The organism is Lacihabitans soyangensis (assembly GCF_024343775.1).
Classification (GTDB): Bacteria; Bacteroidota; Bacteroidia; order Cytophagales; family Spirosomataceae; genus Leadbetterella; species Leadbetterella soyangensis.
Genome location: NZ_RJUF01000032.1, coordinates 1 through 21495, shown reverse-complemented (window position 1 = coordinate 21495; position 21495 = coordinate 1). Strand labels below are relative to the sequence as shown.

Here is a 21495-nt window from a genome sequence, read left to right as displayed (position 1 = left end):
CGAAGAAGTCGAATTTTGTAAAAATTCCAACCATGATAAGAGTAAACATATACGAAGACCAAAGCGAAATACGAGAGCTGCTGATAGAAACGGTCAGAAGTAGCCCAGATTTGCTATTTATCAATGCCTATCCCAACGCCAAGGAAATCCTTGAAAATACCCGTAGAGACAAACCTGAGGTGATTCTGATGGATATTCAGATGCCGGGTATATCAGGTATAGAAGCGGTGCAATTGGTCAAGAAACAGTATCCTCAAGTGCAGATATGTATGCAAACGGTTTTTGAGGAAAACGAGAAGATTTTTGCTGCAATATGCTCTGGAGCAAGTGGTTATATATTAAAGGATTCTTCGCCAGAGAAATACATTAATGCTATAATTGATACTTATCAGGGAGGTTCTCCTATGACACCCTCAATTGCTAGAAAAGTATTGACGATGTTTCAGAATCAAAATACAAAAGTGACTGATTTTGTGGAGCTTACGGCTGGTGAAAAGAACGTTTTGGAGCTTTTGGTAAAGGGTTTAAGTTATAAAATGATTGCGGCTGATTTGGGAGTGAGTTTTCCAACTGTCAATTTTCACTTAAAAAATATCTACAAAAAACTGCATGTTAACTCAGCAACAGAGGCCATTTCAAAGGCTTTGGTGAATAATTTGGTATAAATTCAGTTGTATTTCTTCAAAAACTCAATATTTATTTAATACTCTACAAGATGATAAATTATTAATATGCTGTTTTTAAGGCTATTAGTGACTCCTTGGAGCTCATTACCTAGAGTTATTCAAAGCGGACAAATAAAGCTTTTTTTAAGTTTTATATTTAAATAGCTTACAGCTTCTTTGAATTTTTTTTGTAATATAAAACTTTCATAATCAGTAATTTTTATTAGGTTTGCCATGATTATCCAGTAATTTTCTCTCTTCTTTTCCTCCGTTTCCGATTTGTTTTGTTTCAATAAAAGTGAAAAAAAATGCTTTGTTTCAGAAAAAGTGAAATAAAAGTATTTTCAAGAAATGCTAAATTTGTAAAAAAAACGGCCTTGAGTTTTAGAAATAAGCTACAACATTTTCTTGTTCAAAAGCTGCAAATCTCCAACAGAGAGGCTCAGAACTTGCTTTTTGAGGGAAAAGTCATCATTGACGGACTTATAACTTCGGCCAATGTTACCATAGAACCTGAGCAAGAAATTCGTATTGAAAATAAGGTAATTCAGGCTCCGAAAAATTTCAAATATGTGGCTTTTCACAAGCCAAGGGGCATCGAGACCACGCTCAATCAGGCCATAGTAGATAATCTTTCTCAAATTCTTCCCTTTGAGGATGTTTTTAATGTCGGAAGGCTAGACAAAGCCTCTGAAGGACTACTTATTTTGACAGATGACGGTCGAATTTATGATAAAATACTTCGAAATGAGCACAAAATTGAAAAGGAGTATCTCGTAAAATTGGACAAACCTTTTGATGATTCTTTCATAGAAAAAATGAGTTCTGGGGTAGAAATAATGGGTAAAATGACTCTTCCGTGCCAAGTTGTAGCCGTTGATGAGCGTTGTTTCAAGATCGTTTTGATTCAAGGACTCAATCGGCAAATCAGGCGTATGTGTTATAAGCTGGGTTATGAAGTGACGCTTTTGAAGAGAGTTAGAATCGGAAATTTGCACCTTGGAGATTTAAAATCAGGTGATTGGCGTTTTTTTGAATTGGAGGAAGTTTTGAAATCTGAATAATAAATCTCAACTTGGTATAAAAAATAGGGAGCTATGCAAAAAGAAGAGATTTTCGATAAATTAGAAGCCAATCATGAGCAATTTATCAATTATCTAGATAACTTGAGTCAGGAAGATTTTGAATTCGCTTGGGCTGATAAATGGTCTGCAGGCCAGCAATTAAAGCATATTGTCTTGTCGGTAAGACCTCTTGCTCAGGGTTTTATATTGCCAAGATTTGCCTTGAAGATGGTCTTTGGAAAAGCCAATAGACCTTCCAAAACATTTGATCAATTGGTACAACGTTATAACGAAAAACTTCAGCTGGGTGGGCGAGCAACAGGTGCCTTTTTGCCCAAACCCATTCATTTTGATCATAAAGCCCAGCTTTTTAAAACCCTAATAAGGTATTTAAATTTAATAATCAATAACTTAAGAAATTATTCAGAGCAGGATTTTGATCAGATGATTCTTCCACATCCACTTTTGGGCAAAATTACGGTTAGAGAAATGCTCTATTTTACGATACATCATGTATTTCACCACCAAGAATTAGTAAAGCAATATTTATCTAAAAAGGCATGAGGTCTCAAGAGTTAGAAACTTATTTGAACCATTATAGGCTCGTATGTCCACAAATCACCGAAGACGAATTGTCCTACATTACGGATGCTTTGAGTATTTCGGTTTATAAATCCAAAGATTTTTATCTCAATGAAGGCCAAGTGCAAACCAGCATAGGTTTTTTGGTATCGGGATTGATGCGGGCGTTTTATGTGGATGAACGTGGCAATGAAATCACCACTTGGTTTTCGAGAGAAAACGAATACGTAACCGACTACCCTTCTTATATTCGACAAAACCCTGCAAAATTTAATTTTCAATGCATTGAGCCATGTGTGGTGGTGAATCTGCCCTATACCGACATGCAGGAGGGATATGATAAATTTAAGAACATTGAGCGATATGGCCGTTTGGTGGCCGAGGAGGTGGTGGTGTTGCAACAATCTCGAATTGAGAGTTTCTTGTTTCAAAACGCCGAACAGCGGTATCTGGCCTTCATGAGCCGAAATACAACTTTGTTTAATCGTATTTCTCTTACAGATTTATCTTCGTATCTGGGCATAGAAAGACAATCCCTGAGTAGAATTAGAAAATCTTTGACTCAAAAATGATTTTGTCACATTTGTGACATGTATATTTTGTAAACGCTGTTCATTTTTGCATCATCAAACACTAATTGATATATGAAAAAAATAATTTGCATCATGTTTTTGTGGTTCAGCCATTCGGTTTCGGCTCAAGAAAAACCATATGTAAGTATCAAAATTCAGAACATTAAGCAAGCCAAGGGCAACATGCGTGTAGCATTTTATAAGAAAGGCAGTGCTTTTCCAAAAGAAGGCTCTATAACTTATGCCAAAGAGGCCAAGGTGAATCAAGCTGGTGAAATGATTTTTAATTTTACAGATATTCCCTACGGCGAATATGCCATTGCGGTGTTCCAAGATAAAAATCAAAACCAAAAGATAGACAAGAATTTGGTAGGATATCCAACCGAACCTTTTGGTTTTTCTAAAAACTTCAAACCGAAGTTTTCGGAACCAGAGTTTAGCGATTGCAACGTCGTAATATCACCTACAACCAATACCTTCACCATTAAACTTATAGATTAATATGGATGCTGCTTCAATTTTTTCGTTGGGAAATTCCTGCATACTTATCGGCTGGATTTTGTTGATATTTCTACCGAACTGGAAATATACACAGGCAAGTATTTTGAATGGTTTAATTGTTTTGTTTTCAGTGGTTTATGCTTGTCTGATTTTAAAGGATATTGGAGATTTTCGTGCTGACAGTTTCAGTACATTGGCTAATGTAAAGACACTTTTTCAGAACGACAACGCAGTTGCTGCAGGTTGGTTTCATTACTTGGCTTTCGACCTGTTCGTTGGTGCTTACATTGTTCGCAAAAGTATCTCCTTGGGTATTTCGAGATGGCTTTACACTTTGGCTTTGCCTTTCACATTTATGTTTGGTCCTATGGGTTATTTGATATTTTTTATCATAAAGTCGCTCAAAACCAAGTCTATAACCTCTTAAATCTGCCGTAATTTAACCTCTAATTATTTTCAAATTGTAAGATTTGAAGTAAAATTTTATTGTCAATTTTAACCATTTTATCAAAATGAATTTTTATAGAGAAATAGTTCGAAGAAATGCCTTAATGGCAAAAATGGGTATGTTTTTTCTGATTTTGGCTGTAATGTTGGGACTTTACGCCACCGTCAATACCACCGAAGTTTTGGGTATTAATTCCATGATTAAACCTATAAAGTTTGCCTTGAGTACGTGGATATATGCTTGGTCTATGGCCTATTTATTGTTTTATGTTGAGAAACAACAAAAAGTAAAACAATATACCTATCTGGCGGTTGCGACAATGTTGTACGAAAATGGAGTGATAACAATTCAAGCATTTCGGGGAAAACTGTCGCATTTTAATCAGACAGAGATTGTGGGCGGCATACTTTATGCTCTGATGGGTATCATGATTGTCTGGCTGACCACAGCTACCTTGGTTTTAACCATACGTTTTATAAGACAAAAGAATTACATTATCAGCGATTCCTTTGCTTTGTCAATTCAAATCGGGCTCGTTATGTTTGTGATATTCAGCTTTTTTGGTGGCTACATGAGCGGCATAAACTCGCACAATGTAGGAGGCAAAATAGGAGCGAAGGGACTGCCATTGCTCAACTGGAGTACCCTGTTTGGTGATTTACGGGTAGCACATTTTTTTGGCATACACTCTTTGCAGCTGATTCCAATTATAGGATATTTTGTATCTCAAAGTATTGAAAATCAAGCGAGGGCAAAACAGCGGGTGTGGATATTTTCTATGCTTTATTTCCTCTTTGTGGTATTTACTATGGTTCAGGCCTTAGTCGGAAAGCCATTTATAGCTTAAAATGAGTTCTTGGTCTCTTATGACCAAGAACTTTCATTTTTTACAAACTTTCAACGTATTTTTTGAAATTGTCCAAAATAGCCTGCCAGCCTGCTTTTTGCATATCTACGGGGTTTTCAGATTCTGCGTCAAATATTTCTTTCAAATCAGTGGTGTCACCATTCTTCACAAAGAAAATATCCACGGTACGGCCGTCTTCCATGGTGTAGCTAATTTTTGAAAATTCGATTACTTCGGTGTAGGTACCTTTGAAATCAAATCCAAAACTACCATCTTTGGCCTCCATGCGATTGTTGAATTCTCCTCCTACGCGTAAGTCATTGGAGGCACTTGGCATGTGCCAGTCATCAGAGGCTGCACACCATTTGGTGAGGTGTTCTGGGGCATTGAAATACTCCCAAACCAATGCTGGAGAAGCGTTTACGTTCACCTCTACGGTTATTTTTGTTGTTTCCATCTTGCTTTATTTTTAAGAATATTCGCAAAAATAGAAGGATGTTTCGAAAATCAAAGCAGTTCATAGAGACAATAAAAGGGTGTTTTGCGTCAAATTGGAAATTTAGGTATATTTGGCTCATGATTAAAGTTAGTATCCTTGTTCCAGAGCAGTCGGTTATGCAGGCCATAGCTGACCCGCAGTATTGTTTTAGTGCGGCCAATCAATTTCTTCAAATCGCTGGGCAGGCTCCCTTGTTCGATGTTAAACTAGTCGGGCTCAATCACGAAACAAAACTCAATGAGGGTCGTTTCAGCGTTTTTGCTGATCGACTTATCAACGAAGAATTTGATTCAGACTTGGTCATTATTCCTGCCTTATTTGGCGACATGAGCACTGCCATCGCGGCCAATGCCGACTTTATTCCTTGGATTTTGAAGCAAAAAGAACAAGGTGCTGAGGTAGCCTCACTTTGTGTTGGAGCCTTTCTTTTGGCCTCCACGGGCCTTTTAGACGGTAAAAAATGCTCTACCCATTGGGGATTTGTGAACGAATTCAGGCGGATGTTTCCGTTTGTAGAAGTACAAGATGGCAGTATAATCACAGAAGAACACGGCATTTATTCGAGTGGTGGGGCTAATTCGTACTGGAATTTGCTTTTACACTTGGTTGAAAAATATACTGACCGACCTACAGCCATTTTGGCTTCTAAATACTTTGCTATTGATATTGACAGGAACAATCAATCGTCCTTTGCGATTTTTCAAGGCCAAAAAGAACACAAGGACGTAGAAATTCAGAAAGTACAAGAATACATCGAAAAAAACATCGAAAACAAACTCTCTGTAGAAGAATTGGCCGATTTGGTGGCTCTGGGAAGGCGAAGTTTTGAGCGAAGATTTAAGGCCGCCACCAACAATTCGGTGCTGGAGTATATACAAAGAGTAAAAATAGAGACCGCCAAGCGGAGTTTCGAAAATAGCCGCAAAAACATCAACGAGGTAATGATGGACGTCGGTTACTCCGATAATAAGGCCTTCAGAACAACTTTTAAGAAAATAACCGGCCTGACTCCCTTGGAGTACCGCAACAAGTATCGTAAGATGGCTTAGTCTACCTACTAACATTAGTAGGTTTTCAACATTCATTCAGGGTATAATTTTGTGAAGTAATCAATTATGCCCATGAGAAAAATCTTCCTTGCATTTCTTTTCCTATTGCCGGTTATAGGATTCGGCCAATATTCTTTCTTCATGGATATTCCCAAAGTAGATGGGGAATCTAATGTGAATGTTGACACTAGGACATCGTTTACAAAAAAGCCCAAAGCCAAAAATACCAGAATTTATTCCTTTGCATTTTCGTCATCCAAGGCCATTTATATAGGTGGCACGGGTATCAAGAAGGACTTTAAAGCGGCTGATTTTCAGCCTATTGAAATTGAACTGCCCATAGATAAGTCCATAACCGAATGGCATGAAAGAATATTCAAGGGGAGCACATTACCCACCTTAGATCTCTTTATGGATAAAAACAGCCCTACACAGACTGAAATAGTACATATTAAACTTTTTAATATTAACGTAAAACAGTTATCCTATGTACTAACAGCACAAATACCCGAATACCTATTGACACTAAATTACGACAAAATTATATATGCCGTGAGCAAGATTAACACGAGCGGAGTCATAGTGGGGGTGAATCAAACCTGTTTCGATATAAAAAATGGTACGCCTTGCACGGATACCCTCTAAACGAATCAATAAATTACTATTTACAACATGAAAGCATTATTTACTTTATTAATTGTTGCCTTTAGTTTAAACACAAAAGCTCAGCAGACTGACACGTATATAAGTTTTGTAAATCCAACAATTGTTGGGCCCAAAACGCTAACAGACGGCAAAACGGGTTTAATTCAGGTATTGTCTGCTCAATATGATTTTCAGTCAAACAACAATAAAGTTTTACCTGGATCCATAAAATTACAAATTGAAGAAGATGGTTTCACACCTGAAATCTGGAGTACATTTTTCACTTCTAATGTACCCATTAACCTAAATATATTCCAGTACAGAACGGGTGGTAAAATTTATATGACCATAAAAATTAGAAATGCCTATATCAATGCCATCAGGTACCGTGCGAATGAGACTGGTGGTGGTTCACATGAAATTGATATTTGGATAAATCAGTTTGCGTTTGAATATAAAACCTATGGTCCATCGGGTACATTGGTTTCTAATCATACTTCAGGTTGGGATTTTATAAACAATGTACCTTTTAACTTCTAAAAAATGAAAAAATCAATATTGTTGCTCTTGTTTTTTTGCCAGATAAAGGCATTTTCGCAATTCGTTCAACTGGAGAAAGACAAAGTCTTGACGCCCAAAATCGGAATTGGCACCAGCAATCCTCTGAGACCACTGCATTTGAACGGTGGGGCCTTATTCACTAGCGAAGAGCCACTAGATAATTTTATGATTGGTACCACCGAAAGCATGGACGCTAAGTTGGTGGTTTACAGTCGAAACTTTGGAAATGGTGTAATAATAGACGCCTTGAGTACTCCAGGTGGATACGGCTTATTGGTAAAGGGCTCTGCTCATATTGCAGGCAATCTCTCCAAAGCAGGCGGGACATTCAAAATTGACCATCCGCAGGATCCTCTAAACAAATATCTTTCACACAGCTTTGTAGAAAGTCCAGAAATGATAAACATATACAGTGGAAATATCACCACCGATAGCAACGGAGTGGCCAAAGTTTCGCTTCCAACCTATTTTGAGGCATTAAACACCGACTTTAGATATCAGCTGACGGTAATCGGAGAATTTGCTCAAGCCATCGTTTCAAAGAAAATAAAAGAGAATGTCTTCGAAATTAAAACTTCTACGCCCAACACTGAAGTCTCGTGGCAAGTAACTGGCACAAGAAAAGACGAATGGGCCCTTCAAAACCCAGTAAAAGTAGAGGAAGAAAAGCCAATGGCCGAGAAAGGGAAATTGCTGAATAATTGATTGGTTTTATTCTTTGTTTCTTAATGTACTTAACCCGAATTTTCTCAAAATCACCTACTAACATTAGTAGTACCGCCGCTTAATAATGCTAAGTAGCTTTGTATTAATAAAATAAGCAAAGCTATGTCAACATCAAGAAAAAAAATCACCAAAAACTTTACGGAGAGCATTGCTCCGTTCACTTCTGTACATGTGGGCTCAAGATTAGAGTTTTTTCCGACCGAAATCGTAATGATTCAGGCGGATATCAGCTATTCTTTTCTGTATCTCAAAAACGGTCAACGAATCATAGTAAGCACAAATATCCAAAAACTCGAAGAACGCTTTCTACCCTTCAGAAACATGGTAAGAATTCACCGCTCTTTTATGATTAATACACAGTTTTTGAAGTATGTAGAAGGTTCTAATGCCTTTTTGATTAACGACATGCAGTGTGTGATTTCCAGAAGAAAGCGGAACGATTTGTTTCAGTCCATTCAAATATTAAATTCCTAAGTTGTAAATTATTTTTGAATAAAATACTAATAATCAAATATTTAAACTCATGAAAAAGACAGTTTTTATCTTAATTTCATTTTTGGTCATAGGAAATGCCTCGGCCACTGTTCGAAGAGTAACGAATCAGGTAGGCACGACTCCAGTGGCAGGTTTGGTTTTTGTGAATACTTTAACCAATGGCTCTTCAGATGCGTTCGCTCAGGCTTTAAGTGCTGCGGTCAATGGTGATACAATTTATGTAGAACCCTCCACCTTAACCTATGGAAATCACAACTTTACAAAGCGTTTAATTATCATCGGCAATGGTTATGAAATAGGTGTAAACGCAGGCTTAACGAATCCATTGCCCTATACTGTTCTCGAAAGTACCTTTGGTAACTTGACTTTCTTAGCAGGTTCCGAACAATCACAATTAATTGGAATAAGATGTACGTCAAATGGTAACCTGAATGCCAACGAAATCAGAGTCAAAAGATGCATGTTTGATGCCGACTTGTCATTAGGTGCTGCCAATTGCATCATTGAAGAATGTTTTTTTGGAGCTGCAGGAGCCATTTTCGGGATTGGTGTCAATACCATTATAAGAAATTGTATCATTGGAGAATTTATTCAAACCGTAAACTTTGCTCAGTTTGACCAATGTTACATTCATTCTTTCTCAACTTCATTTATAACAAACTGTACTTTCACCAATTGTATAATTAACACTATACCAGCCAACTGCCCACTTACAAATAGTTTCAGTCATTGCATAAAAGTAGGTACAGGTACTACTTTTCCAGTTGCTGGAATTAACAATAATATAGAAGGTATAGACATGTCAGCCCTATTTATTGTGGCGAATCCTTATTCAACAAATCCGATACGTGAAAATAGATTTAAATCAAAATCGGGTTCTCCAGCATTATTGGCAGGCAATTCTGGTCAGGACATTGGCCCATTTGGTGGAAATAACCCCTACCGCTTATCCGGCCAAGCACCTATTCCGGTGATTACCAACTTCTTTTTAAGTACCACAGGCTCTACGGCATCAGGCTTGACAGGCAGTATCACCATCCAAAGCAACAATTAAAAAGCCATGAAAAAGATTTTAATAAGCTTCCTTTTATTAGGATGGCTGGTGAATCTATCGGCCCAGACTATTCAACGAATAGAGTATTTTATTGATACCGATCCGGGTTATGGAGCTGCAATTTTGGTGCCTTTTTCAGGTACAAGCACCGCGAACGCCAATCTTAGTATTCCTCTTATTTCAGGTCTTAGTGATGGCATACATAAAATTTACATCCGAGCCAAAGATAGCAACGGGCGATGGTCGATGGTGCAAAGTCAGAATTTCTTCAAAATTGGTTTAGAAAGTTCCGCTGCTAATATCACTAAACTCGAATACTTCATTGATACAGACCCTGGTTTAGGTTTGGCAGTAAACGTACCCATAATACAAGGCCTAAATTCTACCAAAGAATTGAACATCCCCTTGCCCTCAAATCTTCCACTGGGTTTTCATAAATTTTATATTCGAGCTAAAGATGCAGCTGGTAAATGGAGTGTGGTCTTTTCTCAAAATTTCTTCAAAAGCGAGCTAAGCCCCAATGTACCCAACTTGGTAAAACTGGAATATTTTGTAGATACTGACCCTGGTTTTGGCAATGCGACACCTATTCCGATCAATCCTAGTCAAACTGTGAATCTCGAAAATATTAACTTAAGCTTGCCTCTTGGTCTTGCTGTAGGAGAGCACGTTCTTTATATTCGTGGGCAAGATGCACTGGGTAAATGGTCTATTGTCAGTTCTCCAAAATTCATGAATTGCCCCACTGGTACACTTTTAAGTGTAATCGGAAACCCATATAAATGTTCGGGAACCACCCAAATGTCGGCTGCGATACCGGTAGGAGTGAATTCGTGGGTATGGTTAAAAGACAACGCTGAGATTGAACACTCTGGTGAAACCTCTATCTCAGTATCTGAAGGAGGTAATTATTCAGTAAAAACCCAGACAGGTCTCACCAATGCCTGTAGTACGCAGGTAAGCAATGTGGTGAAGGTGGTTTTCGCTAATGAAGATAGTTTGGGTATAAAAACTAACCGCACCCTCATCAATTGCAACCAACCAGCTACCTTGAGCATAGATTCAACCAAAAGTAATTTTTCAGCCCCGGAGTTTACGACTTTCCAATGGTTCAAAGACAATGTTTCGTTCACCTCAGGACCAAATGCAACTGTTATTACAAAAGGCATTTACAAACTCCGGGTGAGCTATTCAGGCCCTTTGGCTGCTTGTACAGTTAAAGAGTCGCAGGAAATCACTCTCTCTGAATTGCCTGTTTCATTAAATATTTCGCCAATTTCACATCAACCCAATGTTTTGAAACTTTGTACGGGTTCCTCAGTGGATTTTCTGGCAGAAACTTCCCTGGAAGGAAATCAAAGCTTCCAATGGTTTAGAAATGATGTAGCTATAGGAGGAGCAACTCAAGCCTCGCTGACCAATATAAGTCAGGCAGGATCGTACAAATATCAGGTGAGTGTTGGTTCATGCCATAATCTGACTTCAGGTGTGGTGGAGGTTCAATTGGTGACCGGTTCAGGCTCCGCTCCATCCATTAGTTTAACTTCGGGAACATTAAATGCCTGTCCGGGTAGCATAGCCAATTTAAGCATAAGTAGCTGCTCAGGTACTACCATCTGGAGCAATCAGGTGGTAGGAACTACGCTGGATGTGATTCAACTCAATTCGGCCCAGACTTATTCGGCGTATTGTCTCAACTCCTGCATGTATAAATCGAATAATTCGCTTACATTTCTTCCCTTACCTGCCACAATTCCTGCACCAAAAATTCTGACTGATTTACCACCTTACACAAGTACTTATACAGTCAAGCAGAGCTCAAGAACGCATGGCGATGCTTTCAGATACAATAACTACGATTCGCCACTGGCCATTGCTCCGCTTCAGGGAGGCACAAGTTATTATATTGATAATCAGATGACCATGAATGCTTTTCTGCCCTCAGGGGCTTTGAAATTCCCTCAGATTATCGTTCATAATGTGCCCAATACCAACGCGGCTGATATCGCAAGCGTAGGGTTCAACAAACTGCTTTTGGCAGGTGACACACCATCAGGAATCACCGGACTGAAAACACAAGCTGGCTTTGGAGGCAACGACATCTGGCTTTTGTGGCGGGACATTGAAGGCAATTATCTGATGGACAAGACTTTTGGTGGTAATGGAGGTGAAACAGGAGTAAAGATTCTTAAAAAAACAGAAAATGAGATTTTCATTGTAGCCACCAGCACCTCAGGTATCAGTGGAAACAAAACCACAGCCTCGTTCGGAAATTCAGACATTTGGGTGATAAAGATAGATGGCAATGGCAACAAACTGGCTGAGGCAAGTTTTGGCGGAAGTAGTACAGATGCAGCCAGAGATGCCATCTTATTGAATAGCGGCTCCATAGCCATCTTGGGCTCAAGTAGTTCGGGGCCTTCGGGAAATAAGACGAGTACCTTGAACAGTAACACAGACCTTTGGTTGTTGCAGGTTGATGCTAATCTCAATCTGGTGTGGGAGCGTAGTCTGGCATTGCAAAATTCCAGCACCAATGCGGGGAAAAGCCTGATTGAAAAAAACGGACACATTTTCGTAGCACAGGAGGGTGGTAGAATGGCCAAATATGATCTTTCTGGAAATTTGGTTGCCAATGTAGCATTTAATTTTACAGACCATAATCAGGCTACATCTTCCGGTTTTTCATTTAAAAATTTGTTAAAAGGTCCAAACAACGAAATGGTAGCCATCGGGGCGGGAAGCGGAAACGTAAGTATGAACGTAAATTCCGGAACGCTTTTGTTTGTTTATTCTAATATCATCAGTTTTGAATTTGATGAGAACATGCTAGTAAACAGTCCATCCAGAAAAACCTATGGCTCTTATTATACCGCAATGCCCGACACCCCGGGACGCGGATTTTACGATTCGGAAGGGCAACTGAATATTTTGCATGTGGGTGATGTACCCGCTTGTAGTACTTTGGTCGGAAATACCTATTTCGCCGACCATTCTGCATACTACAATGTGCTGTGCAACAGAGGAAATATTACCGATGGCCATTGGTTTTTATGGAAAATGGGAAAATACACCCCTACCGAACAAACATTTACGGACTATTGCAAAGGAAAAGTATTTGCCCTGCAGGCCAGTTATCTCGAAAATTTCCCTTTGGCCAATGGACTAGAGTTTAAATGGTCCAATGGGCAAACTGGCCAGCACATAGAATATATCTCAAACACCAGTGAGCCGCTGTATGCCTTTGTAAACAAACCTGACCCCAATACCTGTGGTTCGCCAGTGGTAAAAGTACAGCATACTCCTTATCCTGATAACCAAACGCTTGGTGGGAACCAGGGTACAGATCGCAAACGATACACTTATCAATATTTGGTTTCGACCGAAAAAATCCAAAATGCCAATACCGAATACCGGGCAGGTAGCAGCATCTTGCTTAATCCGGGTTTTGTGATGGTACCCAGCTCTGGCAAACCCTTCAAAGCCGAAATTGGAGGATGCGTGAACTAAAATTGCTGAAAAAATAACTGCCAAAAAGCCAGAAGCCTAAGTTTCTGGCTTTCTGGTGTTTTGAAAGACGGTAGGTTTTTGTAGTGTTTGGGAAATCCCTCAATTGATATCATTTGAAGCATATTACCCTCCGCCAAATAAATACCTAAAATATTATTTTTTCGGTTTTTGCCATTGTTGGGTTTAAAACTTAGTTTCGTAATAGTTTAGTTGAATACAATTTTACCAAAATCATTATCTTTGTATAATCTGACAAATTTACATAAAGATAAATGGCCCTATTCCAAAACTCAGTCCTTACAAAATTCCTAAATCTGCAAGACAAAGCTTTGATTGCCCAAAAATGGGAAGTATATAAAAAGCACTTCTTGAATCCTGAAATACAAGAAAACATCCGAAACAGCAAAGAAGAGCAATACCAAGGAGAGTTTTTGATTGATTTGTTCGTAAATGTGCTGGGCTACACCAAAAACCCCACACCGAATTTTAATCTTACCACCGAACTCAAAAACGAAAAAGATAGTAAAAAAGCTGACGGAGGAATAATAGTTGACGGCAAAGTAGTGGCCGTAATAGAACTCAAAGGCACCAATACGACCGATTTGAGTAAAATCGAAGTGCAAGGTTTTGGATACAAAAACAACCAAAAAGACTGCGTTTATGTAATTACTTCGAATTTTGAGAAACTACGTTTTTATATTGATAATGCCATAGAGCATGTAGAGTTCAACCTATTCACGCTTTCGGAAAAAGACTTTGATTTGCTCTATATGTGTTTGGCTTACAACAACATAGCCAACAATATTCCAAAGAAAATCAAAGAGGATTCTGTAAGTCAAGAGGATAAAATCACCAAGAGCCTTTACAAAGACTATTCACTGTTTAAAAACGAACTTTTTCAAAGTCTTTGTGTATTAAATCCCGAATTTGAACCGCTGGAGCTTTTTAAAAAATCTCAAAAACTATTAGATAGATTTCTCTTTATATTTTTTGCAGAAGACCGCCAGTTGCTGCCGCCCAATTCAGTACGGTTGATACTTGAAGACTGGAAAGATTTGAGAGAAAAAGACGCATACACTCCCTTATATGGTAGATATAAAAAGTATTTTGAATATCTAAACACAGGCTTTAAAGGCAAAAGATATGACGTTTTCGCATACAATGGTGGACTTTTTAAACCAGACGAAATATTGGATGTAGTAAAGATTGACGACGATATACTTTACAAACACACCTTGAAACTCTCCACTTATGATTTTGTGAGCGAGGTAGATGTCAATATATTAGGGCATATTTTTGAAAACTCATTGAATGAGTTGGACGAAATGAAAGCCAAACTGGAAGGCGAAGAAATAGACAAATCAAAAACCAAACGTAAAAAAGACGGCGTATTTTACACGCCAAAATACATTACCAAATACATAGTTGAAAACACCGTAGGAAAGCTAAGTACTGAGAAAAAGGCCGAAATAAAGCTTGTTGAGGAAGAATATACCTCAGATAAAAAAAGAAATACAGCCACCAAAAAAGTATTGTTAGACAAACTGACCGATTACCGAAACTGGCTGCTAAAAATTACCATCATTGACCCTGCTTGTGGTTCTGGAGCATTTTTGAACGAAGCTCTGAATTTCCTCATTGCCGAACACAGTTACATTGACGAACTACAAGCAAAGCTCATGGGGTATTCCTTGATACTGAGTGATGTAGAAAAAAGCATTTTAGAAAACAACTTGTTTGGCGTGGACCTCAACGAAGAATCTGTAGAAATAGCCAAACTCTCGCTGTGGCTACGTAAAGCACAGCCCAACCGCAAACTCAACGACCTCAACAACAACATTAAATGTGGCAATTCGCTCATAGACGACCCAGAAATAGCAGGAGATAAAGCCTTTAGCTGGCAAAACGAATTCCCGCAGATATTTGAAAATGGAGGTTTCGATGTAGTTATTGGGAATCCGCCGTATGTTAGACCTCATAATATTATTGATAAGGAAAAAGTATATTTATGGGAAAAATATTTTGTTGCTTCTCAAAAAACAGATTTATATGCTTTTTTCACCGAAAAGGGAGGAGATCTATTAAAAATAGGAGGAATTTTAGGCTATATAATGCCTAAAACTTGGATGAGCATCCATTCTTTTTTCAAATTAAGGGAGTTAATACTAAAAAATTATAAATTAGAACAAATAGGCATTCTACCGAGTAAAGTATTCGAAGATGCAATTGTGGAAACTGGGATTATAGTTTTTGAAAAATCTGATACAAAATCTGTTTTTAAATATTTGGATGTTATCGAAAACAAAATCATCAAATATGAAAATCAAATAGATATTTTATTAAATGCAAATTTAAATTTTAGTGAAAATGAGCAAAAAACAATAACTGATTCTTTAGCATTAGGTGAAATTTTTGATATAATTGTAGGGATTGCAACCGGGGATGATAAAAAGTACTGTAGATTTGAAAAACTTTCTGAATTAGATAAAGAAGCTATTCGAGGAGCAAATATTTCTAGATATCTGGTCACTTATACAGGTGAATATGTTTGGTATAATCGAGAACAAATGATTACAGATGGAAATAATAAGCCAAAAAGCTCTTTAAAACTGGCAGTAGGTCAATCAAGTCCAAAAAAACCTAGTGATTTTGAACTTCCTGAAAAAATTGTTATGCAAAGGATTTCAAAAAAAATAATTGCAGCTTTGGATACAAATCAATACTATGCACATACATCGGTCGTGATTTTGAAACCAAAACAGGATAGCAAATTCAAAAACAAATATGTTTTAGCAATATTAAACTCTTCATATATTAATTTTTGGCTACAAACGAATAGTTCAAATGTTTCTATTAATGTCGGTACAGTAAAAAATATTCCAATAAAAAATGCAGATAGAATTAAGCAAATTGATTTTGAAGACAATGTAGATTTAATTTCAAAATTGAGTATTAATCTCCAAGAACAATCCCAAAAATTCCAAAGAGCAATTCAACGCAAATTTGAATTAGAAACTTTACCAAAAAAACTACAAGATTGGTATCAGCTGAGTTATGAAGATTTTGTAAAAGAACTGGCCAAACTAAAAATAAAACTCAGCCTCAGCCAAGAAGCCGAATGGGAGGAATTCTTCACACAGGAAGCTCAAAAAGCCCAAACCATAAAAGCAGAAATAGATGCCACCGACAAAAAAATAGACGAAATGGTGTATGAATTGTACGAGCTTACACCAGAGGAAATAGCCATAGTCGAAGGTAGTTAAAAAACAACTGCTGTAGGAAGATTACCTCCTTCGTTCAGGTGAAATGCGGGTTCTATTCGTTCTTCTTCAGCTTCATTAGTAACAAGCCAGTCCCCTTTATTGCAATCACAAACCGCTTAATGGCACGCTGATGACGCTGATGCCTATCGGCAACGCTGATTTTCGCTGATTTATCAATCTGGACTAATAAAAATCTGTGTTAATCCGTGCTGCGTAGTATCCGTGTCATCTGTGTTCCAATCACGAACCGCAAATGGCACGCTGATTTTCGCTGATTTTACTCCGCTTGTCAAAAAGAAAATCCGTGAGTATCCGCGTTGCGAAGCATCCGTGTCATCCGCGTGCCATCTACTCAGCTGTGACATTAAAATATCATTGAAGAGCCAAGTTTAAACCTCACATGGCAACACCTGAATTTTCTCACTTTGACTGGCTGCATATTTTCCCCAGTCGGCTATTACTTTTAAAATTGGTATTAGTGTTTTTCCGAATTCGGTCAGTTCATACTCCACCTTCAGTGGAGGCTTAGTAGTGAAAACCGTTCTTTTGATTAAGCCGTCTTGTTCCAATTCCTTCAGTTGCAGGCTTATGGTTCTTTCGGTAACCATAGAAAGTTCTTTTCTTAGTTCATTGTAGCGTTTTTTTTCAATCAAATGAATTAGAATTACGGCCTTCCATTTGCCACCTATGTACTTCATAGTCAGGCTAGTGCTACAAGGATATGAGGTATTGTCTATACGATACATATTTTACTATCATTTTTCACCGTTCTTGCAAAGATAATCAACTATACTTAATTTTGTAACCATAAAAAGTATAGTATAATTTAAAACATAATAAATAATGGATTTTTTAGACATTGCACAGAACAGATACACCACCAAAAGTTACGATCCCAGCAGAATAATTCCGGCCGAAAAGATAGAACAGTTAAAGGAAATTCTTCGATTGAGTCCGTCTTCAATCAATAGCCAGCCTTGGAAGTTTTTCGTGGTTTCAGACAAAGTCATCAAAAGCAAATTGGCCAGTGTATCGTATTTCAACGAACCCAAAATAAATGACGCCAGCCACCTTGTAGTTTTTAGTGTGATAGGGAGTGTCGAAAAATTTGAGGAGCAAATCCAGCAAAACCTACCGGAAGGTGCGGTAGCCTATTACAACAATTTTGTTAAACCCATGGCGGAGGCTGAAATAAAGGCTTGGATGCGTCAACAGGTATATCTTTCTATTGGTTTTTTTCTGGCCGCCTGTGCAAGCTTGGGTATTGACAGTACGCCTATGGAGGGAATCAAACCCGAAGAATATGATAAAATTTTAGGTTCTGGTGATTATACAAGCTTGGTAGCGGTGGCTCTTGGATACCGCAACGTTGAAGACAAAAATCAACCATCCCTAAAAGCGAAGTCACGCCTAGAACCCGAGAAAGTCCTCCAATCTATTTAATTTCAAGAAATTCTTTTGTTTCGACATGTTTTATTGGGCATGTCGATTTTTTATTTGTTTTCGATATAATCTTATTTTTGGCTGAGAGGAAGCTTTTTTAGGTCAAAAAGTGAATAGTGCCTATCTTGTTTAATTATGTTTAACATTTGGAAGGTAGATTGGAAAATGAGTAAAAGGACTATAAGTTTTATATTAAGTTTCATTTGGATTGGTTTAGGCACTTTGATGCAAATTTCTTCTTATCCCAGGCATAATTTTTTAAATTTTGATTATAATTCCCTCATATTTAATTCGCTTTATTTTATAACCTTCCCGTCAAATATTTTGGTTTTTGTCCTTTTGTTTGCAGAAAAATTAGAAAACATTTATCTGGTCTTAATTGGCTTGCAGAGCATTAAAATATTCATTTACTGGTGGATTATATACCAAATTCTTAATCGGAAAAAGTGATGGGCTTGTAGTTTAACTACTGCAAAATTTGAAATTCAAGTGTAATCTTAAGAAATTAGTTCACTCCTAACATATTACATTCCCTACAATTAGGGTTTTTTCTACAGCATTTTAGATGGAATTAACGTCAGATTAGAAATTATCTTCATGTGACTCCGTTTTGAGAATATTTTGGCGGGCTGTTAGTAACGTTTTAATGAGCAAGTATTTTTTGAAGACTAAATATGGATTCTGAATCATCGATAAAATTTGAAGAATCTAAATTCTTATAAAAGGGCAAAGAATCAACCATAAAAGACTCAAAATAATTGTGATTTGAGCGATGGTGGCTGGAATCTCATCATTTTTTGTGAACTTAGAATAGGCATTTATAAGAAAGCCAAGCCCCAAAGCGATAAAACCCCAAATAATACTATTTATGTTTTTTTCGATTAATTCGGACTCGATATATCGAATTGAAAATAAATATTTTCTTGCAAATTTTATAGTCTTCATGCTGTGTATCTCATAGGCCATACCAAATGAAACAGTGGCGATAATAAGGTCTGAAACGAAGGTGGAAACCTTTTTTGGTTTATTCAGATTCATGTGCATTTCGGAATTCAAGATAACAAATAAGTACAAAGATTGAAGGTTTTTTAAGATGAACTAAAATTGCGGCGTAAATTTTTACTATAATTGTTAGTAAGAAAATGCTCTTAAAGAATTCGACTATCAGAAAAGATTATCCATAGACCATTGTAAAGTACATAAAAAATGAATTTTGATTTGACCTTTGTTCCTGATAGAGCTTACTATGAGGAAGCTTACGATGAAATAATATCCACTCTTAAAAGGAGGAAATATGAATCCTATCTGGCCACTTGCATGATTGTATTCGGATTGTTTTTCTACTTTTTGAATATTTTTGAAACACTCAAATTTTTTCCATTTATCCTGATTTTTTTCGGAATTTATGGGCATTTTAGCATGTACAACGAAAAGAAAAAGTGGTTGAAAGACAGATTGGACTCAAGAGTGGCTGGGCAGTCTATGCAACTAAATTTTTCTGAGGAAGTAATCAAACACCATGGGCCTTTTTCCAGCGGCGAAATAGCTTGGGATGGTATAAAAGAAATTTTAAAAACAACAAAGGGAATTCTTCTTAAACCTGAGAACGGAATTAGTATTTATTTGCCAAAAACACTTTTTAAAAACCAAAAGCAAATAGACTTCGTTCTGTCCAAGAAGAATTAGTAGTTTTAGTTTTATTGAACTACCTAAGCATGGAACTCTTCTTTGTCTCAATTGTTTTATTTTAATTTTCTTTCAAGAATATTGTAATAGAAATGGTAAACCCAACCTGTTTTTTTTATGAAAGTTTATGCCTAAGTTTTTAGAAACTCAGGGAAATGATGTTTTCATAGCGGTAAATTTTAAACATATGTGAAAACCAATATCCGCAATAAAGTTTTCATTGGATGGCTACATTGAGAATTTGAATTGCTGGTGACAATCCTGAGCAATGGACAGTTTTCTAATGCTTTCTCCCTTAAGTTTGTTTTCAAAAAGTGTCATTAGGTATTCCAGCAAACGCATTCTCTCATCATTTTTTACTACTTTTGAGCTTTGGGAGTGGGAGCAGAGGTGTTCTGATTACTTGGGTTCCAAATGGTATTTTTTTTAAAAATTGCGAAGCATGTTTCTTGACGTTCTGGAAAAATCAAAAAGTGAAAAAAAGTTAGTAGAGCTCAATTGTTATGGCGTAGGCGAGGGTTTTTATTGTGGATTTGTGTTGGACTACAACGAGGAGTTTGCGATCATACAACAGTTCACCAAGTTCGGGAGCATCGACGGCATTCTTACGCTTAGTCTTGCAGATATAAAGTTTATTGAAACCGATACCACTTATCTTAAAGGTATAAGTTTGCTTATGAACCAGCAAAACCTTGTTCTTAACCAAACCTACCAACTCAAAGGCAAAAACGATGAAAGTTTCACTCATTTGTTTGAAAGTTTTATTGGCAATAAGGAGCATCTGATTAAGTTTGAGCTTTCTGATGAGGACGTGTACTTTGGTCTAGTTGAATGGTGCGATGAAGACTATTTTTCAATTATCAATATCGATCTAGACGGTTCGGCCATTGGTAAGGCAACTTTTAAGTTTGAAGATTTGAAAATGTATTGGGTGGACGATTTGGAATGTCGAAAAAGAAAAATACTTCACGATGCCCAAAAAGTCGGCCGTTAATTATGTTCTTTACTTTGAGTACTTTAGTTTTCTGTAAATGTCTTGTCCTGAAATAGCGATACACAAAAAAGTATCAAAATGGAAGAACGAGTAAATTATGTTAAGCGTAGTCAAAAAGATTACAGTATGAGTTTAAAGCTTCAGATAGTTCATGAAGTTGAACGTGGAGAAATTTCAATTCGTGGAGCTCAAAGGAAATATGGGATACAAGGTAGAGCGACAATTACAGTTTGGCTGCGAAAATACGGTAACTTTGATTGGGAAAATCAAACGCCATCTCATATGCCGAAAACACCTGAGCAAAGAATAATGGAGCTTGAGGCTAAGGTTAAGCTTTTAGAAAAACAAAGAGCTTATTATGAACATTTAGCCAATGTTTCAGATAAAAAAGCAATCATCTTTGATATGATGATAAATTTAGCTGAAAAAGAATATCAAATTGATATCCGAAAAAACTCCTCACCCGAACAATCGATCAATTTAGACAAGAAGAAAACCAAACCTTGAGTTTTGCCTGTCATTTGTTCGGGATTGATAGACAGGTGTATTACAGGAGTATAAAAAGAAAGGAGGTCAAGATTTTTAAAGCCGAAGTAGTTGTGGATATGATATTAGAAGTTAGAAAAACGATGCCAATGATTGGTGGCAAAAAGTTATACTATATCTTAAATAAAGAGCTACAAAGTCTTGATATTGGCAGAGATAAATTCTTTGCGATAATGAAAGCAAATCATCTTTTTATTCAGCCAAGACGCCGTTATCATGTAACTACAAACTCTAAACATCGGTTTAAAAAGCATGATAATCTAATCCTAAATATTGATATAAAAAGACCAAATCAGGTTTGGGTTTCGGATATCACTTACATTGGAAGAAGAGAGAAACCAAGGT

The 21495-nt window shown here is 37.2% G+C and carries 22 protein-coding genes and 1 pseudogene; 20 read left to right on the top strand and 3 right to left on the bottom strand.

All coding sequences use genetic code 11. The features are described 5' to 3' along the window. Window positions 1–32: 32 nt before the first annotated feature. From EGI31_RS11410 to EGI31_RS11380, 7 genes are all read left to right on the top strand, one after another. On the top strand, window positions 33–665 hold the full coding sequence (locus EGI31_RS11410) for a response regulator transcription factor (RefSeq protein ID WP_255037362.1): 633 nt from the start codon (window positions 33–35) through the stop codon (window positions 663–665). A gap of 308 nt (window positions 666–973) precedes the next feature. After that, window positions 974–1729 carry a pseudouridine synthase gene (locus tag EGI31_RS11405; protein WP_255037361.1) on the top strand — a complete coding sequence of 252 codons (756 nt, stop codon included), beginning with the start codon at window positions 974–976 and terminating at the stop codon, window positions 1727–1729. A 33-nt stretch (window positions 1730–1762) separates the two neighbouring features. Continuing rightward, complete coding sequence (locus EGI31_RS11400; RefSeq protein WP_255037360.1) at window positions 1763–2293, top strand: DinB family protein; 531 nt, start codon at window positions 1763–1765, stop codon at window positions 2291–2293. Then, entirely contained in the window at window positions 2290–2883 is a 594-nt protein-coding gene (locus tag EGI31_RS11395; RefSeq protein ID WP_255037359.1) for a Crp/Fnr family transcriptional regulator, read from the top strand. Before EGI31_RS11400 ends, EGI31_RS11395 begins: the two co-directional genes overlap by 4 nt. A gap of 72 nt (window positions 2884–2955) precedes the next feature. Then, window positions 2956–3384 (top strand): DUF2141 domain-containing protein, encoded by a 429-nt coding sequence (locus EGI31_RS11390; protein ID WP_255037358.1) that lies wholly within the window; start codon window positions 2956–2958, stop codon window positions 3382–3384. A gap of 1 nt (window position 3385) precedes the next feature. Further along, window positions 3386–3811 carry an ABA4-like family protein gene (locus tag EGI31_RS11385; protein WP_255037357.1) on the top strand — a complete coding sequence of 142 codons (426 nt, stop codon included), beginning with the start codon at window positions 3386–3388 and terminating at the stop codon, window positions 3809–3811. Window positions 3812–3896: 85 nt separating this feature from the next. Next, window positions 3897–4679: a hypothetical protein gene (locus EGI31_RS11380; protein ID WP_255037356.1), complete on the top strand. Its 783-nt coding sequence runs from the start codon at window positions 3897–3899 to the stop codon at window positions 4677–4679. A gap of 40 nt (window positions 4680–4719) precedes the next feature. Here EGI31_RS11380 and EGI31_RS11375 read toward each other — a convergent pair whose 3' ends face one another. Beyond that, window positions 4720–5136, bottom strand: coding sequence for an SRPBCC family protein (locus EGI31_RS11375; protein WP_255037355.1), 417 nt, complete (start codon window positions 5134–5136; stop codon window positions 4720–4722). A 119-nt stretch (window positions 5137–5255) separates the two neighbouring features. Here EGI31_RS11375 and EGI31_RS11370 point away from each other — a divergent pair, with 119 nt between their 5' ends. The 8 genes from EGI31_RS11370 to EGI31_RS11335 all read left to right on the top strand — a co-directional run bounded on the left by EGI31_RS11370 (window position 5256) and on the right by EGI31_RS11335 (window position 16481). Next, entirely contained in the window at window positions 5256–6227 is a 972-nt protein-coding gene (locus EGI31_RS11370; protein WP_255037354.1) for a GlxA family transcriptional regulator, read from the top strand. A 72-nt stretch (window positions 6228–6299) separates the two neighbouring features. After that, complete coding sequence (locus EGI31_RS11365; protein ID WP_255037353.1) at window positions 6300–6872, top strand: type VI secretion system tube protein Hcp; 573 nt, start codon at window positions 6300–6302, stop codon at window positions 6870–6872. A 27-nt stretch (window positions 6873–6899) separates the two neighbouring features. Then, complete coding sequence (locus tag EGI31_RS11360) at window positions 6900–7412, top strand: hypothetical protein (protein ID WP_255037352.1); 513 nt, start codon at window positions 6900–6902, stop codon at window positions 7410–7412. 3 nt (window positions 7413–7415) lie between these two features. After that, a complete protein-coding gene (locus tag EGI31_RS11355) occupies window positions 7416–8138 on the top strand; it encodes a hypothetical protein (RefSeq protein ID WP_255037351.1) in 723 nt (240 codons plus the stop codon). A gap of 123 nt (window positions 8139–8261) precedes the next feature. Next, window positions 8262–8633 carry a LytR/AlgR family response regulator transcription factor gene (locus EGI31_RS11350; RefSeq protein WP_255037350.1) on the top strand — a complete coding sequence of 124 codons (372 nt, stop codon included), beginning with the start codon at window positions 8262–8264 and terminating at the stop codon, window positions 8631–8633. A gap of 49 nt (window positions 8634–8682) precedes the next feature. Then, on the top strand, window positions 8683–9708 hold the full coding sequence (locus EGI31_RS11345) for a hypothetical protein (RefSeq protein ID WP_255037349.1): 1026 nt from the start codon (window positions 8683–8685) through the stop codon (window positions 9706–9708). Between the two features lie 6 nt (window positions 9709–9714). After that, entirely contained in the window at window positions 9715–13218 is a 3504-nt protein-coding gene (locus tag EGI31_RS11340; RefSeq protein ID WP_255037348.1) for a 3-coathanger stack domain-containing protein, read from the top strand. 272 nt (window positions 13219–13490) lie between these two features. Further along, entirely contained in the window at window positions 13491–16481 is a 2991-nt protein-coding gene (locus tag EGI31_RS11335) for an Eco57I restriction-modification methylase domain-containing protein (protein WP_255037347.1), read from the top strand. 173 nt (window positions 16482–16654) lie between these two features. On the opposite strand, the gene EGI31_RS11330 is transcribed toward EGI31_RS11335, so the two are convergent. Together EGI31_RS11330 and EGI31_RS11325 are read right to left on the bottom strand one after the other, a co-directional pair. Then, complete coding sequence (locus tag EGI31_RS11330) at window positions 16655–16846, bottom strand: hypothetical protein (RefSeq protein ID WP_255037346.1); 192 nt, start codon at window positions 16844–16846, stop codon at window positions 16655–16657. Window positions 16847–16870: 24 nt separating this feature from the next. Further along, window positions 16871–17227, bottom strand: coding sequence for a winged helix-turn-helix transcriptional regulator (locus tag EGI31_RS11325; RefSeq protein WP_255037345.1), 357 nt, complete (start codon window positions 17225–17227; stop codon window positions 16871–16873). 97 nt (window positions 17228–17324) lie between these two features. Between EGI31_RS11325 and EGI31_RS11320 the strand changes: the two genes are divergently transcribed. The 5 genes and pseudogenes from EGI31_RS11320 to EGI31_RS11300 all read left to right on the top strand — a co-directional run. Then, the gene (locus EGI31_RS11320) at window positions 17325–17924 is read left to right on the top strand and encodes a nitroreductase family protein (RefSeq protein ID WP_255037344.1); all 600 of its coding nucleotides are present in this window, start codon (window positions 17325–17327) and stop codon (window positions 17922–17924) included. A gap of 1206 nt (window positions 17925–19130) precedes the next feature. Then, window positions 19131–19610 (top strand): YcxB family protein, encoded by a 480-nt coding sequence (locus EGI31_RS11315; RefSeq protein WP_255037343.1) that lies wholly within the window; start codon window positions 19131–19133, stop codon window positions 19608–19610. A gap of 442 nt (window positions 19611–20052) precedes the next feature. Further along, window positions 20053–20604, top strand: coding sequence for a hypothetical protein (locus EGI31_RS11310; RefSeq protein WP_255037342.1), 552 nt, complete (start codon window positions 20053–20055; stop codon window positions 20602–20604). Between the two features lie 78 nt (window positions 20605–20682). Continuing rightward, window positions 20683–21111 (top strand): helix-turn-helix domain-containing protein, encoded by a 429-nt coding sequence (locus EGI31_RS11305; protein ID WP_255037341.1) that lies wholly within the window; start codon window positions 20683–20685, stop codon window positions 21109–21111. Then, a pseudogene (locus tag EGI31_RS11300) lies at window positions 21108–21495 on the top strand (IS3 family transposase); the annotation flags it as partial. The gene EGI31_RS11305 and the pseudogene EGI31_RS11300, both read left to right, overlap by 4 nt.